Origin of the sequence: Hydrogenophaga sp., from assembly GCF_018780075.1 — a bacterium.
Classification (GTDB): domain Bacteria; phylum Pseudomonadota; class Gammaproteobacteria; order Burkholderiales; family Burkholderiaceae_C; genus Hydrogenophaga.
In genome coordinates this window covers 24,978-40,683 of sequence record NZ_JADMKB010000056.1, presented here as the reverse complement: position 1 = coordinate 40,683, position 15,706 = coordinate 24,978, and the positions used below count along the sequence as shown (strand labels likewise).

Annotated in this window: 14 protein-coding genes; 8 read left to right on the top strand and 6 right to left on the bottom strand. The window is 69.3% G+C overall.

Annotation, left to right across the window (positions count from 1 at the left end):
* Window positions 1-219: 219 nt before the first annotated feature.
* From IV088_RS12120 to IV088_RS12110, 3 genes are all read left to right on the top strand, one after another.
* Window positions 220-711, top strand: a complete 492-nt coding sequence (locus IV088_RS12120; protein ID WP_291102176.1) for an SET domain-containing protein-lysine N-methyltransferase — start codon at window positions 220-222, stop codon at window positions 709-711.
* 105 nt (window positions 712-816) lie between these two features.
* On the top strand, window positions 817-1,617 hold the full coding sequence (locus tag IV088_RS12115) for a biotin--[acetyl-CoA-carboxylase] ligase (protein ID WP_291102170.1): 801 nt from the start codon (window positions 817-819) through the stop codon (window positions 1,615-1,617).
* Entirely contained in the window at window positions 1,611-2,402 is a 792-nt protein-coding gene (locus tag IV088_RS12110; RefSeq protein WP_291102168.1) for an SPOR domain-containing protein, read from the top strand. Before IV088_RS12115 ends, IV088_RS12110 begins: the two co-directional genes overlap by 7 nt.
* Here IV088_RS12110 and IV088_RS12105 read toward each other — a convergent pair.
* The 4 genes from IV088_RS12105 to tkt form a co-directional block, all read right to left on the bottom strand.
* Window positions 2,386-3,291, bottom strand: a complete 906-nt coding sequence (locus IV088_RS12105) for an alpha/beta fold hydrolase (protein ID WP_291102166.1) — start codon at window positions 3,289-3,291, stop codon at window positions 2,386-2,388. The genes IV088_RS12110 and IV088_RS12105 overlap by 17 nt on opposite strands.
* A 4-nt stretch (window positions 3,292-3,295) precedes the next feature.
* Entirely contained in the window at window positions 3,296-3,907 is a 612-nt protein-coding gene (locus tag IV088_RS12100; RefSeq protein WP_291102164.1) for a TetR/AcrR family transcriptional regulator, read from the bottom strand.
* Window positions 3,908-4,039: 132 nt separating this feature from the next.
* Entirely contained in the window at window positions 4,040-5,038 is a 999-nt protein-coding gene (gene gap / locus IV088_RS12095; RefSeq protein ID WP_291102162.1) for a type I glyceraldehyde-3-phosphate dehydrogenase, read from the bottom strand.
* Between the two features lie 235 nt (window positions 5,039-5,273).
* The gene (gene tkt, locus IV088_RS12090; protein ID WP_291102160.1) at window positions 5,274-7,340 is read right to left on the bottom strand and encodes a transketolase; all 2,067 of its coding nucleotides are present in this window, start codon (window positions 7,338-7,340) and stop codon (window positions 5,274-5,276) included.
* A 185-nt stretch (window positions 7,341-7,525) separates the two neighbouring features.
* Here tkt and IV088_RS12085 point away from each other — a divergent pair, with 185 nt between their 5' ends.
* The 4 genes from IV088_RS12085 (at window position 7,526) to IV088_RS12070 (ending at window position 11,340) form a co-directional block, all read left to right on the top strand.
* Window positions 7,526-8,221, top strand: coding sequence for a nucleotidyltransferase family protein (locus tag IV088_RS12085; protein WP_291102174.1), 696 nt, complete (start codon window positions 7,526-7,528; stop codon window positions 8,219-8,221).
* 152 nt (window positions 8,222-8,373) lie between these two features.
* Window positions 8,374-9,771 carry an aminopeptidase P N-terminal domain-containing protein gene (locus tag IV088_RS12080; protein ID WP_291102158.1) on the top strand — a complete coding sequence of 466 codons (1,398 nt, stop codon included), beginning with the start codon at window positions 8,374-8,376 and terminating at the stop codon, window positions 9,769-9,771.
* 4 nt (window positions 9,772-9,775) lie between these two features.
* Entirely contained in the window at window positions 9,776-10,351 is a 576-nt protein-coding gene (locus tag IV088_RS12075; protein ID WP_291102156.1) for an MOSC domain-containing protein, read from the top strand.
* 29 nt (window positions 10,352-10,380) lie between these two features.
* Complete coding sequence (locus IV088_RS12070; RefSeq protein WP_291102154.1) at window positions 10,381-11,340, top strand: 1-phosphofructokinase family hexose kinase; 960 nt, start codon at window positions 10,381-10,383, stop codon at window positions 11,338-11,340.
* On the opposite strand, the gene IV088_RS12065 is transcribed toward IV088_RS12070, so the two are convergent.
* Together IV088_RS12065 and IV088_RS12060 are read right to left on the bottom strand one after the other, a co-directional pair.
* Window positions 11,324-12,604, bottom strand: a complete 1,281-nt coding sequence (locus tag IV088_RS12065; RefSeq protein ID WP_291102152.1) for a DUF2325 domain-containing protein — start codon at window positions 12,602-12,604, stop codon at window positions 11,324-11,326. The genes IV088_RS12070 and IV088_RS12065 overlap by 17 nt on opposite strands.
* An 8-nt stretch (window positions 12,605-12,612) precedes the next feature.
* On the bottom strand, window positions 12,613-13,104 hold the full coding sequence (locus tag IV088_RS12060) for a hypothetical protein (protein ID WP_291102132.1): 492 nt from the start codon (window positions 13,102-13,104) through the stop codon (window positions 12,613-12,615).
* Between the two features lie 441 nt (window positions 13,105-13,545).
* On the opposite strand from IV088_RS12060, the gene IV088_RS12055 reads away from it, so the two are divergent.
* Window positions 13,546-15,690, top strand: coding sequence for a TonB-dependent siderophore receptor (locus IV088_RS12055; protein WP_291102130.1), 2,145 nt, complete (start codon window positions 13,546-13,548; stop codon window positions 15,688-15,690).
* Window positions 15,691-15,706: the final 16 nt, after the last annotated feature.

The window sequence follows — 15,706 nt, the reverse complement described above, 5'->3', positions numbered from 1 at the left end:
TGAGCGCTCGCACGATGTCTTGGGCCACGGATGGCTTCTCGGCAATGACCAGGGTTTTCATCTCTACAATCGGCTTTCACGCGCGCTTGCGCGCACACACATGGGTACGCACACACACGCGCGCACCTGCATGAAACAACCTTACCAAAAATTCCGGCCGTGAAGAAAACCGCAGGTTTCGCCAAAAGCCCCCGCCAGACGCAGCCGCGCCCTTCTTCCGTGGCCCGGAATGCCGTCGCCAGCAGCCGCCGCATCCAGACGCGCCGCTCGGGCGTGCACGGCAAGGGCGTGTACGCGGTGGTGGACCTGGCCGAAGGCGAGTCACTGATTGAATATGTGGGCGAGGTCATCAGCTGGGACGAGGCGCTGCGCCGCCACCCGCACGACCCGAACGACCCGCACCACACCTTCTATTTCCACATCGACGAAGGCCATGTGATCGACGCCAAGTTCGGTGGCAACTCGTCGCGCTGGATCAACCACAGCTGCGCGCCCAACTGCGAGGCCGAGGTGGACGAGGGCCGCGTGTTCATCCGCGCCAAGCGCAACATCACCGCCGGCGAAGAGCTGTTCTACGACTACGGCCTGGTGATCGACGAGCCCTACACCCCCAAACTCAAGGCCGAGTACCCCTGCTGGTGCGGCGCGCCCAAGTGCCGCGGCACGCTGCTGGCGCCGAAGCGGGCAGGCCGCGCTTCGAAACTCGGCTAGACATGGCATCCCCCCGCAGCGCCTTTGGCGCTACCCCCAGGGGGCAACGCGTGCGGCCTGGCAAAGCCAGTTCCGCCGCGTTCTGGGCTGAAGGCACTTCACCACATGTCTGATCTGTTGGCCCACGTCGAGTCTGTCTGGCAATCGGTGGTGACCGATCTGCCGGGTTTCACCATCGAGGTGTTGCCGAGCATCGACTCCACGAGCAGCGAGCTCATGCGCCGCGCGCGTGCCGGGCTTCTGGAGCCGGTGCTGCTGGCCGCCGACGAGCAGACCGCCGGGCGCGGGCGCCTGGGCAAGGGCTGGCACAGCAAGGCCAGCCAGTCGCTGACGTTTTCACTGGCCCTGCCGCTGGCGCCGGCCGACTGGTCGGGGCTTTCGCTGGCCGTGGGCGTGAGTCTGGCGGAAAGCCTGCACCCCGAGGTGCGCCTGAAATGGCCCAACGACCTGTGGCTGCACGAACGCAAGCTCGGCGGGATTCTTGTGGAGACCGCGGGCACCGGCGACAGCTCGAGCGCCCAGCGCACGGTGGTCGTGGGCGTCGGCATCAACATCGCGCGACCCGAGGCCGCGGCGGTGAACGCGCTGACCGGCGCACAGCCCGCGCTGCCGCCCGTGGCGCCCGCGGGTCTGGCCGAGGTGCTGGTGGGCATCACGGCGGGCGAGGTGCTGGCGCGGGTCGCGCCGGCCCTGGTGCGCGATGTGCAGCGTTTCGAGCGCGAGGGTTTTGCGCCGTTTGCCGAGCGCTTTGCCGCGCGCGATGCGCTCCAGGGCCGGTCCGTTCGCCTGTCCGACGGCGTCGAGGGCACGGCCCATGGCGTGACGCCTCAAGGTGCCCTGAGGGTGATGACACCGCAGGGCCTGCGCGAAGTCACCAGCGCCGAAGTGAGTGTGCGGCCATGCTGAGAACGGTGGCGGTTCTGCTGGTGTTCGCCAATCTGGTCTATTTCGCCTGGGCGCAGGGCCATCTTGCGGCGCTGGGACTGGTGCCTCAGGAACAGCGTGAACCCGAGCGCCTGCAGGGACAGGTTCAACCAGACATGCTGCGCCTGCTCAACGGGCCGCGCGCGGCACCCTCGCCGGACCCGGCGCGGACGGCAGTGTCCAGCCCGGACGAGGCAGGCGCCGGCGCCGAGGCATCCGCCACACCAGCGGAACCTGCCGCGACGCCCACCACCGAAGCCCCAACACCGGCCGTGCCGGTCCAGGCGCAGGCCCCCGTGCCCCGGGAGCCTGAGACCACGGCCTGCTGGCAGGCCGGCGGCTTCACCGAGGCCCAGACCGAAGCGCTGCGCAACGCCCTGGGCCAGCTCGACCTGCCCCGCAGCTGGCAGTTCAGCGAAGCCCGCAGTGGCGGGCGCTGGATCGTCTACATGGGCCGCTACGACAACCAGGAGCAGGTGGAACGCAAGAAGACCGAGCTGCGTGGGCTGAAGGTCTCCTTCCGCGAGTTGTCCACGGCCGGTCTGGGCCCCGGCTTGGCGCTGGGTACCTACTCCAGCGAAGCCGCGGCCGAGAAGGCCCTGGCCGACATCGTCCGGACCGGGGTGCGCACGGCCCGGGTGGCGCAGGAACGCGCCGAATCGAGCAGCTTCACGCTGCGCCTGCCCCGCATCACCCCCACGCAGCGCAACGCCTTGGCCGGGCTGGGCACCCTGCTCGCAGGCAAGCCGCTCAAACGCTGCAACTGAGCCGCTGCGCCTCGAACCAGTCCAGGGCGTCGTTCCACAACGGAAGGGCTCGGGGGCGGAAGTAGCCCATGTGACCGATGGCCCCCAGGCCGGCGCGGCGCGGGTCGATGCTCACGGCGCGCACCGCGGTGTTGCGGTAGCCGGCCATGAAGGCATCGCGCGAGGCCGGCGGCGCCCAGGCGTCGTCGAGCGCGTTGACCGCCACGATGGGAAAGCGCACGTCGCCGAAACGCTCGGTGACGGCCTGCATGCGCGGGTCATCGAAGAAATAGCGCGGGTAGTTGCACCACCGGCGCCACTGGCGGTACACGTCCAGCGGCAGGTCCTCGCCCATGCCCAGCCGGCTCCAGGGCAGGTAGCCGGCCGCGCGCGTCCACACCGGCCCGAGCACGCGCCACATGAAGAGCACGCGCAGGCGCTCCAGCGGCGGCATCCAGCCGTGCCAGCCGGCGCCGGTGGCGAAGGTGTAGGCGCCGTCCACCGCGCCGGGGTCGGGCAGCAGCCCCAGCGCATGGCCGCCGTAGGAGTGGCCGACCAGGTACAGCGGCATGCCGTCCTGGCGCATGGCCTCGACACCGGCGGCCAGATCGAGCCGGCCCCAGTCAAGGTAGTCCATGCGGAAACCCTTGAGCGTGGCCGGGGCCGACTGGCCGATGCCTCGGTAGTCCAGGGTGAGCACGTCGAAGCCGCGTTGCGCCGCGTGCTCGGCGAAGCGCCGGTAGAAGCCCTGGGGCACGCCGGTGGCACCGCCCACCACCAGGTGCGCGCGCGGCGGCGTGGCGCTTCTGAAACGGTGGGCCACCAGCGGGTAGCCATCGGCCGCGCCCAGGCTCAGGCGTTCGCCGGCGACGGGTGCCGCCGGGGTATCCGGATCGACAGAGGGGTGCATGGGATCAGACTCCTTCAGGATGGGCGACCGCGCCGGGCGGGCGCGCCGACAGCAGGGCCAGCAGGCTCGTCGTGGCCTGCTGGATCGGTTCGCTGCTCTGCGCCACGCGGGCCTGCAGCAGGCCGCCTTCGTAGGCGGCCACGATGAGGGCGGCCAGGCCCTGCGCCTGGACGCGTGGCTCGCCCGCCAGCTCCAGCGCCTGAGCGATGCGCTCGCGCACCCGGGTGAACGCCCGGGCCAGCGCTTCGCGCAGCGCGGCGTCCTGGGCGGTGCTCTCCAGCGCCACCGTGGCCAGCGGGCAGCCGGACTCGAAACCGCTGTCCTGCAGCCGGGCGGTGGCGCCGGCAAGCCAGCGGCGCAGGGCGTCGAGCGGGTCGGGTGTGGCGGCCAGCAGGGCGTCGAGCCCGCGCAGCATGCGGTCCACCACCGTGTCGATCGCCGCGATCGCGAGCTCGGTCTTGCCGCCGGGGAAGTGGTGGTAGAGCACCCCCTTGGGCGCCCCGGCCTGCTGCAGCAACTCGGTCAGACCGACGCCATGCAGGCCACGGCGGCGCAGCGCGTCGGTCATGGCGGCGATGAGGCGTTCGCGGGTGCCTGGGGTGGAAACTTCGGACATGGGATGAATCTATAGACCGGTCGGTCTAGTGTCAAGCACCCGGCTGTCACCTGGGTTCACGGGCCCCGATGAACACGCACTGCCCAACAAAAAAGCGCCCGAAGGCGCTTCTTTGTGGAGCGGATGGGTTGATCAACCCGCCACGACGCGCGCCATCTCCAGGCACTTGTTGGAGTAGCCCCACTCGTTGTCGTACCAGGCCACCACCTTGACGAAGGTGCTGTCCAGCGCGATGCCGGCGTCGGCGTCGAACACGCTGGTGCAGGTCTCGCCACGGAAGTCGGTGGCCACGACCTTGTCGGTGGTGTAACCCAGCACGCCCTTCAGCGCGCCTTCGCTCTGGGCCTTCATCTCGGCGCAGATCTCGGCGTAGCTGGCTTCCTTGCTCAGTTCCACCGTCAGGTCGACCACCGACACGTCGGAGGTCGGCACGCGGAAGCTCATGCCCGTGAGCTTCTTGTTCAGCTCGGGGATCACCACGCCCACGGCCTTGGCGGCGCCGGTGCTGCTGGGGATGATGTTTTCCAGGATGCCACGGCCACCGCGCCAGTCTTTGTTCGACGGGCCGTCCACGGTCTTCTGCGTGGCGGTGGCGGCGTGCACGGTCGTCATCAGGCCGCGCTTGATGCCCCACTTGTCGTTCAGCACCTTGGCCACGGGAGCCAGGCAGTTGGTGGTGCAGCTGGCGTTGGAGATGATGGCCTGGCCGGCGTAGGTCTTGTGGTTCACGCCGTAGACGAACATGGGCGTGTCGTCTTTGGAGGGCGCAGACAGGATGACCTTCTTGGCGCCGGCGTCCAGGTGTTTCTGGGCCGTGACCTTGTCGAGGAACAGGCCGGTGGATTCGATCACCACGTCGGCGCCGACGTCGGCCCACTTCAGATTCGCGGGGTCGCGCTCTTGCGTCAGGCGGATGGTCTTGCCGTTGACGACGATGTTGCCGCCCTCGACCTTGACCGTGCCCTTGAAGCGGCCGTGCACGCTGTCGTACTGGAGCATGTAGGCCAGGTAGTCGGGTTCGAGCAGGTCGTTGATGGCGACGACTTCGATGTCCGAGAAGTTCTGGATGGCACTGCGCAACACGTTGCGCCCGATGCGGCCAAAGCCGTTGATACCGATCTTGATGGTCATGTCCGTCTACTCCTTCAGTTGGAAAAGTTGCAAGTCAGGGAAAACAGTTCAGCGCGAGAGGTGGCCACCCCAGGGGCACCGCCGGGCCGGCTTTGCCGGACGGCCAGTGCGCCTTGCAGGCCGCAGCCTCGCCATAGTCGAGGCTTCTTCGGGCCGTCCAAGCCTGCGCAGGCAGGCTCGGAGCCGCTGCCCTCAGCCCCCTTGAGGGGGTAGCGCGAAGCGCTGCGGGGGTGGGTCACTTCGTCAACACGGTGCGCACCGTGTCGGCCACGTTCTGGGCAGTGAAACCGAAGTGCTCGAACAGCACCGGCGCCGGGGCCGACTCGCCGTAGGTGTCCAGACCCACGACCGCGGCAACGCCGTATTTCCACCAGCCGTCGGTGGAGCCCATTTCCACCGCGATGCGCGGCAGGCCCGCCGGCAGCACCGAGGCCTTGTAGGCGGCGTCCTGGCGATCAAACGTGGTGGTGCTGGGCATGGAGACCACGCGCACCGCGATGTTGTAGGCGCGGGCCAGCAGGTCCTGCGCCTTGAGCGCCAGTTGCACTTCGGAACCGGTGGCGATGATCACCGCCTGGGCCTTTTTCTTCAGGCCCACTTCGCTGGGTTCGGCCAGCACATAGGCGCCGCGGCTGATGTCGCCGAGCTCGTGCTTGGGCGCGTAAGGCAGGTTCTGGCGGCTCAGCAGCAGCGCGGTCGGCTTGTTGCTGTTCTGCAGGGCCACGGCCCAGGCCACGGCGGTTTCGGCCGTGTCGCCCGGACGCCAGACGTCCAGGTTGGGGATTAGGCGCAGGCTGGCGGCGTGTTCGACCGACTGGTGGGTCGGACCGTCTTCGCCCAGGCCGATGGAGTCGTGCGTGAACACGTGGATCACGCGCTGCTTCATCAGCGCGGCCATGCGGATGGCGTTGCGGCTGTAGTCGCTGAAGGTGAGGAAGGTGCCGCCATAGGGAATGAAACCACCGTGCAGGGCGACGCCGTTCATGATCGCGGCCATGCCGAATTCGCGCACGCCGTAGTTGATGTGGCGGCCGCCCTGGCCTTGTTCGTTCTTGACCACATTGCCGGCCAGATCGAAACGCAGGTTGGGGGTGGACTTGGTGTTGGTCAGGTTGGAGCCCGTCAGATCGGCACTGCCGCCCAGCAGCTCGGGCAGGGCCGCGGTGAAGGCTTCCAGCGCGATCTGGCTGGCCTTGCGGCTGGCCACGGTCTCGGCCTTGGTGTGGGCCGCGAGCACCGCGTCCACGGCGACCTGGTGGAACTGCTTGGGCAGCTCGCCTTTCATGCGACGCACGAACTCTTTGGCCAGCGCGGGGAAGGCGGCCTTGTAGGCGGCGAACTGGTCGTTCCAGGCGGCTTCCGCGGCCTTGCCGGCGGCCTTGGCGTCCCAGGCGGCGTACACGTCTTTCGGGATCACGAACGGGGCGTGGTTCCAGCCCAGGGCTTCGCGGGTGAGCTTGATTTCTTCGGCGCCCAGCGGCTCGCCGTGGGCCTTGGCGGTGTTGGCGCGGTTCGGGCTGCCCTTGCCGATGCTGGTCTTGCAGCAGATCAGGGTGGGCTTGTCGGCGCTGTTCTTGGCGGCGGCGATGGCGGCGCTCACGGCGTCGGCGTCGTGGCCGTCGACGGCGCGGATCACGTTCCAGCCGCAGGCTTCAAAACGCTTGGGGGTGTCGTCGATGAACCAGGGCGCGACCTGGCCGTCGATGGAGATGCCGTTGTCGTCGTACAGGGCGACCAGCTTGTTGAGCTTCCAGGCGCCGGCCAGGGCCACGGCCTCGTGGCTGATGCCTTCCATCAGGCAGCCGTCGCCCAGGAACACGTAGGTGTGGTGGTCGACGATGGCATGGCCTTCGCGGTTGAATTCGCTGGCCAGCAGCTTCTCGGCCAGCGCCATGCCCACCGCGTTGGTGAGGCCCTGGCCCAGCGGGCCGGTGGTGGTTTCCACGCCGGGCGTGTGGCCGACTTCGGGGTGGCCGGCGGTCTTGCTGCCGAGCTGGCGGAAGTTCTTGAGTTCGCCGATCGGCAGCTTGTAGCCCGTGAGGTGCAGCAGCGCGTAGATCAGCATGGAGCCGTGGCCGTTGGACAGCACGAAGCGGTCGCGGTTGGCCCACTGCGGGTTCGTCGGGTTGTGGCGCAGGTGCCGGCCCCACAGGGCGACCGCCATGTCGGCCATGCCCATGGGCGCGCCGGGGTGGCCGGAGTTGGCGGCCTGCACCGCGTCCATGGCGAGCGCGCGGATCGCGTTGGCCTGGGTCTGGGGCGTGACGGAAGGTGCGGTGGGGGTGCTGACGGCGTCGGACATGGGGAGGATGTGGAGTGGGGGGCGGGGGGTGGGTCGCGGAGGCGAAGCCCCTGATTTTATCGGCCCCGCGCAACACAGGGCCCCAGCCCGCTGCGCCGCGGGCGGCCACGGTCCCATAATCTTGTCGACAGAGCCTACCGAACGCACCGACCATGAGCCTCTCCCACCGTGCCCCCACGCCCGCCATGATCCTGGCCGCCGGCCGGGGCATGCGCATGCGCCCGCTCACCGACACCACCCCCAAGCCCTTGCTGGTGGTTCAGGGCCGCCCGCTGATGCTGTGGTCGATGGACGCCCTGGCGCGCGGGGGCTTTCACCACATGGTGGTCAACACCGCCTGGCTGGGCGAACAGATCGAGGCGCACTTCACCACCTGGCCGCATCGGCCCGAAGGCGCCACATTGACGTTCTCTCACGAGGGGCAGGACTTCGGCTACGCGCTGGAGACCGCAGGCGGCATCTCGCGCGCCCTGCCGCTGCTGGGCGAGGTGTTCTGGGTGCTGGCCGGCGACGTGTACGCGCCTGCGTTTGAGTTCACCCAGGCCAGCGTGGACCGCTTTGTTGCCAGCGGCCAGCTGGCCCACCTCTGGCTGGTGCCCAACCCCTCGCACAACCCCGAGGGCGACTTCGGCCTGAGCGAGGACGGGCTGGCGCTGAACGAGGCCCCGGTGAAGTTCACTTACAGCACCATCGGTCTCTACCACCGCGCCCTGTTCGAGCCGCCCTGGTGCGAAACCATCCCCGGCAACCCGCAGGGCACGGCCGCGCCGCTGGCGCCGCTGTTGCGCGCGGCGATGGACGCGGGGCGCGTGAGCGCGGAGCTGTACACCGGCCCCTGGACCGATGTGGGCACGCCCGAGCGGCTGCAGGAACTGGGCTGAAGAAGCGGAGCCCCCGCGCCGCCTGCGGTGTCATCCCCCCAAAGGAGGGCGATGCGAGTGACCCGGCGAAGCCGGTTCCACCGCATCCTGGGTTGGACTGTGCCCCGGACAGTGGTGCTGCGGGGTCGTTGCAAAACACGGAGAATGGTCCCATGGACGCACACACCACCCACACCCTCTACGCCCAACGCCGCGCCCGCCTGGCCGCGCTGCTTGGCCCCGGCGGCATCGCCATCGTGCCGACCGCGCCCGAGCAGCAGCGCAACCGCGACAGCGACTTCCTGTTCCGGCACGACAGCTACTTCTATTACCTGACCGGTTTCACCGAGCCCAACGCCTGGCTGGTGGTCACCGCCGAGGGCGAGAGCACGCTGTTCTGCAACCCGAAGGACGCCGAGCGCGAGGTCTGGGACGGCATCCGACTCGGGCCGGCCGCGGCGCCCGAGGTGCTGGGTGTGCAGGCCGCGCTGTCGGTGACCGAACTGGACCAGCGTCTGCCCAAGCTGCTGGAAAACCGCAGCGTGGTCTGGTACCCGTTTGCCACGCACCAGGGGCTGGACAGCCGCATCAACGGCTGGCTGCAGCCGGTGCGCGCCCGCGTGCGCTATGGCGCGCTCTGCCCCGAGCAGCAGCGCGACCTGTGCGGCCCGCTGGACGAGATGCGCCTGATCAAGGACGCCCACGAGCAGGACACCATGCGCCGCGCCGCGCAGATCAGCGCGCGCGCCCACATCCGCGCCATGCAGCGCTGCGCGGCCATGCTACGCGCCGGGCAGGACGTGCGCGAGTACCACCTGGACGCCGAACTGCTGCACGAATTCCGCCAGCAGGGCTCGCAGTACCCGGCCTACGGCAGCATCGTCGCGGCCGGGGCCAACGCCTGCGTGCTGCACTACCGTGCCGACGCCGCACCCATCCGCAGCGGCGAGCTGGTGCTGATCGACGCCGGTTGTGAACTCGACGGCTATGCGAGTGACATCACCCGCACCTTCCCCGCCAACGGCACGTTCACCGGCCCGCAGCGCACGCTCTACGACCTGGTGCTCGCCTCGCAGGACGCGGCCGTGGCCGCCACCAAAGCGGGGGCGCGCTTCACCGACCCGCACGAGGCCACGGTGGCCGTGCTCGCGCAGGGCCTGCTCGACGTCGGCCTGCTCGACAAGAACAAGGTCGGCAGCGCACAGGACGTGATCGCCCACCGCAGCTACTTCCCGTTCTACATGCACCGCACCGGCCACTGGCTGGGCATGGACGTGCACGACTGCGGCAGCTACGTGGAGCCGAGCGAGGTGGGCACGGTGAACGAACGCAAGGACCCGCTGAGCGGCGAAACCATCAAGGACCGCCCGAGCCGCATCCTGCGCCCGGGCATGGTGCTCACCATCGAGCCCGGCCTGTACGTGCGCCCGGGCGAGGGCGTGCCCGAAGCGTTCTGGAACATCGGCATCCGCATCGAAGACGACGCCGTCGTCACCGAGACCGGCTGCGAACTCATCAGCCGCGGCGTGCCGGTGAACGCCGACGAGATCGAAGCGCTGATGCGCGGCTGAAGCCTTGCGGGTCCTGAGCGTCAACACCGGCCGCGCGCAGCCCCTGCGCGTGGGCCCACGCAGCTTTCTCTCGGCCATCGGCAAAGCGCCGGTGAACGGCCCGGTGGCGGTCGGGCCACTCGGCCTGCACGGCGACGAGCAGGCCGACCCCACGGTGCACGGCGGGCTGGACAAGGCGGTCTACGCCTACCCGGTCGAGCACCTGCCGTTCTGGCAGGGCCAACGGCGCGAAGCGGGCGTGACCCTGTTCGACGACCCCCTGCCGCCCGGCTTCATGGGCGAGAACTTGAGCATCCAGGGCCTGCTGGAACACGAGGTGTGGATCGGCGACGAGCTGCGCTTTCCCGGCTGCGCGCTGCGCGTCACCGCACCGCGCGAGCCCTGCTACAAGTTCAACGCCGTCATGGAGCTGCCGGCGGCGGGCCGGCTGATGATGGCGCAGCTGTGCTCGGGCTTCTACCTCGCGGTGGTTCGGCCCGGGGCCATCGAGGCCGGCCAGCCGTTCACCCTCGTGCCCGGCACGCGCGGCCTGCGGGTGAGCGAGGCCTTCGCCGCCAAGCGGTTCAAGCACCAGCGCTGACGCGCGGTCCCTGCGGTCAGAATGGCGGGATGAACAGCCCCGTCCAGCCCCTTCGCGTGCTCTGCCTCACCATGAACCCGGCGGTCGATCTCGCGACCGAGACCGAGCGCGTCGTGCCCACGCACAAGCTGCGCTGCGGCGACACGCTGCACGACGCGGGCGGTGGCGGCATCAACGTGGCGCGCGTGCTCACCCGCCTGGGCGGCCAGTGCACGGCGCTCTGTCCCACCGGCGGCTCCTCGGGCCAGTGGCTGGAGCGGCGCATGCGCGACGAGGGCCTGAGCGGCGTGTTCCTGCCCATCGCCGACGAGACGCGCGTGAGCTTCACCGTGCACGAGCACAGCACCGGCGCCGAATACCGTTTCGTCATGCCCGGCCCGCACCTGACGGACCGCGAATGGCAGGCCTGCCTGGACCACCTGGCGCGGCTGCCCGGTTTCCCCGAGCTGCTGGTCGCCAGCGGCAGCCTGCCGCCGGGCGTGCCCACCGACTTCTACGCGCGGCTCGCCCGCCTGTGCCGCGCCAAGGGTGCGCGCATGGTGCTCGACACCTCCGGCCCGGCGCTCACCGCCGCCCTGGCCGAAGGCGTCTACCTGTTCAAACCCAACCTCAAGGAACTGACCGAACTGGCGGGCCGTCCGCTGGACACGCCCGCGCAATGGCAGGCCGCCGCGCGCCAGCTGGTGCTGGACGGCCAGGCCGAGGTGGTGGCGCTCACGCTGGGCCACCTGGGGGCGCTGCTGGTCACGCGCGAGGCGATGTGGAGCGCGCCGCCGCTGGACATCCCGGTGGCCAGCGCGGTGGGCGCGGGCGACAGCTTCGTGGGCGGCCTGGTCTGGGGGCTGCAGCAGGGCCTGCCGCTGGAACAGGCCTTCACCTGGGGCATCGCCGCCGGCTCCGCCGCGCTGCTCTCGGCCGGCACCGGGCTCAGCAACCGGGACGACATCCGGCGCCTGCAGCCGCTGGTGCAGATCACGCCGGTGGCGTGACGTCGGGCGCCGCGGCGCAGCCGCTCAAGACCCGCTCCATCGCCGAGCGGCTGGGCGTCTCCACGAACAGGCAGGGCTTGCCATGGCGCTTGCAGTGTTCCTTCACGCGCCAGTAGGCGTTGTGGCTGATGCAGCCCACCTGGCAGATCACCAGGTCGGCCGATTGCAGCATCGGCCCGAGCTGCCCGGCCTTGTCTTCCTCGCCGCCGTCGTGGTGCAGGAAGCGCGCGCCCTTGTCTTCGATCAGCTCGCGGTAGACCGGGATCACGCGGGTGCGCCCGCCCACGCACAGCACCGAGCGGTCGTGGATGACCCAGCCCGCGTCTGACGGCACCGGCGGTGGTGCGCCGCTGGCCAGCGCCGGTGTCGCGGCCGTGGGCGCCGACCACTCCGGCGTGGCGGGGCTGGCATCGTTCATGCGGCTCAGGGCGCGGCGCAGTTGCTGGTTGTGTTCGATCAGTTGCCGGTTGTCGTCGGCCAGGCGCTGGCGCAGCGGCAGGTCGGGCGTCTGCCGCTGCAGGGCTTCGCACTGCGCCTGGGTCTGTGCCTGGGCGGTGTGCGCCCGGATCAGTTCGCCCCGCAGGCGCACCCGCTCCGCGTCGTGCTGCGCCTTGAGCTGCGCGAGCTCCAGCGCGGCGGCCTGCAGGCGCTGCTGGGCCAGCGCCAGTTCGTCACCCAGTGTCTGGTTGTCCTGCACCAGCGCGTGCAGGCGGCTCAGGTCCACCCGCGCGGCCATGCCCACCTGGTGCTGCAGCATGTGCACCTGCCCCAGCACGGCAAATTCCAGCTCGGGGGTGCAGCGCGCGTGCGTCAGCACCGCCCAGAACACGCCCGCCCAGTCCATGCCCATGCAACTCTGGTCCCACCACTGCGCCAGGGCTTCGGTGGTTTTCAGCTTCAGCGACTTCAGCACGAACAGCCCATGGCGGTCGTCGAGCTCGCGCTGCACCAGCTCGGCCAGCGGGGTGCGCCGGCGGCACTCGCTCACCACCGCGATGTGGGTTTCGTATTCGCTGAGCCCCGCCACGTCCAGGCCCGCCTTGCGCGCCAGCTTCTGCAACTCGGGCAGGCGCAGGCAGACGCCGGTGACCGGGCAGGGCGCGTGGCCGCCGAGCTCCCAGAGCTTGCGGCGCGCGGAGCCCTGTCGCGCGGGCGCGGCGGCACCGGCGGGGGCGGGCGACGGGCCACCGTCTCGCAGGGCATAGCGGCTCACGAGCGCGCCCGCGTCCGCAGGGGCTTCAAAGGGCTTCTTGTGCACACACATGGCCGGCCTCAGTGAACGGCACGCGCCGTGGCGTTCATCACCAGACAGCCCGCGCGCAGCGCGCCCTCGATCACCGGGTCGGGGCCGTGCGCGGCCCAGTGCTGCACCAGCGCCGCGTGGGTGTCGTGGCTGTACCGGACGGCGGCCTTGCGCCAGGCGCTGGCGCCCGGTGGACCGAGCATCAGACGGACCAGCGCGGTGTGGGCGTCGGCGAGCGTGGCCGCCGCCAGGGCCAGCTGGCCCTGGTCCGCCTGCAGGCCCGAGAGGCACAGCGTGCTGCTCACCAGCGCGCACAGGCACGCGTCTTCGTTGTCGGCGCACCCGGTGTCCACCCGATCGAACGCCAGCCCCAGCGCCTCGCGGTACCAGCCCGTCGCGCGCGACACCTGGCCCAGGCACTGCGCCCGGGTCGCCTGGTGCATGGCCCGGGTCCACCCGGGCAAGGCCGCGAGCGGCACAAACGGCCCACCCAGACCGGTATCGACGCATGGCTGTGGCATGAGGACGCTCCCTGCAAGTGAAACACTGGCCGATTGCCAGTATTTAAATGATAACCATTCTCGTTTGTAGTGCAAGCGGGTTTTCGCGGCCAGACGCCCGCCTGGCTTGATCAAGGTCAACGCATACCCCTCAGAAAGCGTCCGGACCATGTCTTTCAGGGCATCCGGCCGCGGCGGATCAGCGAATCCAGGAAAGGTTCTCAATCTCATTGAGAATTGTTATCATTACGTTACAGCCAGCCACCGACAGGGCTTGCGCGCGCCCGCCCAACCGTGGCGCGCCGCACGCCATCCCCCGTCCAGAGCCAGCCAACCCCTTCCTTCGCTGCGAAGACACGTTGCTGCCTCTGGACCATGCCCCCGCACACCCACAGCCCGAACGTCGCCCTGGCAGCGCTGGCCCCACCCGCGTTCACGCCCGGTCTCCACCGGACAACCCCCATGACCCACCCCGTTCGCCACCACCCCGTCGCCTTCGCCGCCGCGCTGCTCGCCAGCGGCCTCTTCCACGCCCTCCCGGCCCAGGCCCAGTCGGCGCCCGCCGAGACCGCAGCGCCGGCCAACGCCAACACCGAGGCGCCCGAGCTGGCCACCGTCGTCATCAAGACCAAGCGTGCCCATCGCGTGTCCAAGGGAGCCACCAACCTCCCCATGGAGGTCAAGGACACGCCGCAGTCCATCAGCACGATCGAGCAGGAGGACATGAACGACTTCGGCACCACCGGCAGCAACGACGCCCTGAAGATGGGCACCGGTATCAACGTTGAGGTGTACGAAACCAACCGGGTCGCGCTGAACGCCCGGGGCTTCGAGATCCAGTCCACGCAAATCGACGGCCTGGGCATGACCAACGACTGGGGCGTGGTCACGGGGCAGCAGGACACCTTTCTCTTCGACAAGATCGAGCTGATCCGGGGTGCCAACGGCCTGCTCACCGGCGTCGGCAACGCCTCGGGCACCGTCAACTACGTGCGCAAGCGGCCCACCAACAAGGACGGCGGCCAGCTCCAGCTCAGCACCGGCTCCCACGGTCTCAAGCGCGGAGCGCTCGACCACAACAAGGTGCTGACGCAGGACGGGAAATGGGCAGGCCGGGTGGTCGTGGTGCAGGAAGACAAAGACTCGTACCTGCGCGCGCTCGCCGACCAACGCACCAGCCTCTACGGCGTGATCGATGGTCAGATCGGCGACCACGGCATGCTGACCGTCGGCCTGACCCATCTGAAAAACAAGCAGAAGTCGCCGATGTGGGGTTCGCTGACGCTCAACCGCGTGGACGGCAGCCAGGCGGAATTCGATGTGTCGTCGTCCACCTCGCAAGACTGGACCTACTGGAACACCGAATCCACCAGCGCGTTTGTCGAATACACCCACAGCCTGGGTGCCGCATGGGAAGCCAAGCTCACCTACAACAAGCGCCGGGGTGAAGAGCAGACCCGCCTGCTGTACGCCTACTCGTTCAGCGGTGCGCTCAACACCGACAACACCGGCCTGGTGGGCTGGCCCTACCGCAGCGTCACGACCAACGACAACGACCTGCTGGACGCCAATGTCAGTGGCGAGTTCAGCGCTTTCGGCCGTGAACACAGCCTGATCGCCGGCGTCAGCCACTCCACGCAGGCCCACGACACCGACACCTACAGCGTGCCCGACGCCAGCATGTTGCAAGCGCTGCCCGCCTTCCCCTACGGCGGCAACGTCTACGCTGAGCCGGCCTGGGGTGCCCGCGCACCCGCCACCGGCAGCGAGCAGAAGCTGACCCGCTTCTACGGCTCCACGCGCCTGGCACTGACCGACTCGCTCAAAGCCATCGCCGGCGTGAACGTCGTCAAGCTCGACCGCGAAGGCAACTCCCAGTACGGCGCCATCGTCTCGTCCACCGACTACCCGACCATCGACAAGACCAGCCCCTACCTCGGCTTCACCTACGACTTCGCGCCCCACCTGCTCGGTTACGCGTCGTACTCGGAAATCTTCCAGTACCAGGACCAGGTGGACGTGACCGGCACCTACCTGGACCCGATGAAGGGCGTCAACCACGAAATCGGCGTCAAAGCCGAGTGGCTCGACAACAGGCTGCTGACCACCTTCGCCATCTTCGGGGCGCAGCAGAAGGGCATCTCCACCTATGTGGGCATGACCGCCTCGGGCCAGTACTACTACGCGCCGCAAGACGTGAAGTCCAGAGGCTTTGAGGTGGAAGTGGCGGGTCGCATCGGCCAGGACGCCAGGCTCACGCTCGGACTGACCCAGCTGGAACTGACCGGGCCCGACGGCCAGGACATCTTCGAGTGGGTGCCACGCACCACGGTCAACCTGCGCTACGACACCAGGCTCGCTGCCATGCCCAAGCTGAAGCTGGGCGTGGCGGGCCGCTGGCAGTCCGACGTGGAGAAGAGCGGCGGCGCGAAACAGGGTGCCTATGTCGTGGCCAACGCGTTCACCTCGTACGAACTGAGCGACAAGGCCACCCTGCGCCTGAACGTCAACAACCTGTTCGACAAGAAGTACCTCGGCGGTCTGGCCTATGGCGCCATCTACGGCGCACCGCGCAACGCCGCGCTGACGCTGGAATACAAGCTGTAAACCCCCAGGAGCCCGC

What these genes read in the sequence shown, in the direction of transcription:
- gap (WP_291102162.1), bottom strand. Translation starts at nt 5,038, where the DNA reads ATGACCATCAAGATCGGTATCAACGGCTTTGGCCGCATCGGGCGCAAC.
- IV088_RS12070 (WP_291102154.1), top strand. Translation starts at nt 10,381, where the DNA reads ATGAACAGCCCCGTCCAGCCCCTTCGCGTGCTCTGCCTCACCATGAAC.
- tkt (WP_291102160.1), bottom strand. Translation starts at nt 7,340, where the DNA reads ATGTCCGACGCCGTCAGCACCCCCACCGCACCTTCCGTCACGCCCCAG.
- IV088_RS12105 (WP_291102166.1), bottom strand. Translation starts at nt 3,291, where the DNA reads ATGCACCCCTCTGTCGATCCGGATACCCCGGCGGCACCCGTCGCCGGC.
- IV088_RS12110 (WP_291102168.1), top strand. Translation starts at nt 1,611, where the DNA reads ATGCTGAGAACGGTGGCGGTTCTGCTGGTGTTCGCCAATCTGGTCTAT.
- IV088_RS12085 (WP_291102174.1), top strand. Translation starts at nt 7,526, where the DNA reads ATGATCCTGGCCGCCGGCCGGGGCATGCGCATGCGCCCGCTCACCGAC.
- IV088_RS12100 (WP_291102164.1), bottom strand. Translation starts at nt 3,907, where the DNA reads ATGTCCGAAGTTTCCACCCCAGGCACCCGCGAACGCCTCATCGCCGCC.
- IV088_RS12055 (WP_291102130.1), top strand. Translation starts at nt 13,546, where the DNA reads ATGACCCACCCCGTTCGCCACCACCCCGTCGCCTTCGCCGCCGCGCTG.
- IV088_RS12080 (WP_291102158.1), top strand. Translation starts at nt 8,374, where the DNA reads ATGGACGCACACACCACCCACACCCTCTACGCCCAACGCCGCGCCCGC.
- IV088_RS12060 (WP_291102132.1), bottom strand. Translation starts at nt 13,104, where the DNA reads ATGCCACAGCCATGCGTCGATACCGGTCTGGGTGGGCCGTTTGTGCCG.
- IV088_RS12065 (WP_291102152.1), bottom strand. Translation starts at nt 12,604, where the DNA reads ATGTGTGTGCACAAGAAGCCCTTTGAAGCCCCTGCGGACGCGGGCGCG.
- IV088_RS12115 (WP_291102170.1), top strand. Translation starts at nt 817, where the DNA reads ATGTCTGATCTGTTGGCCCACGTCGAGTCTGTCTGGCAATCGGTGGTG.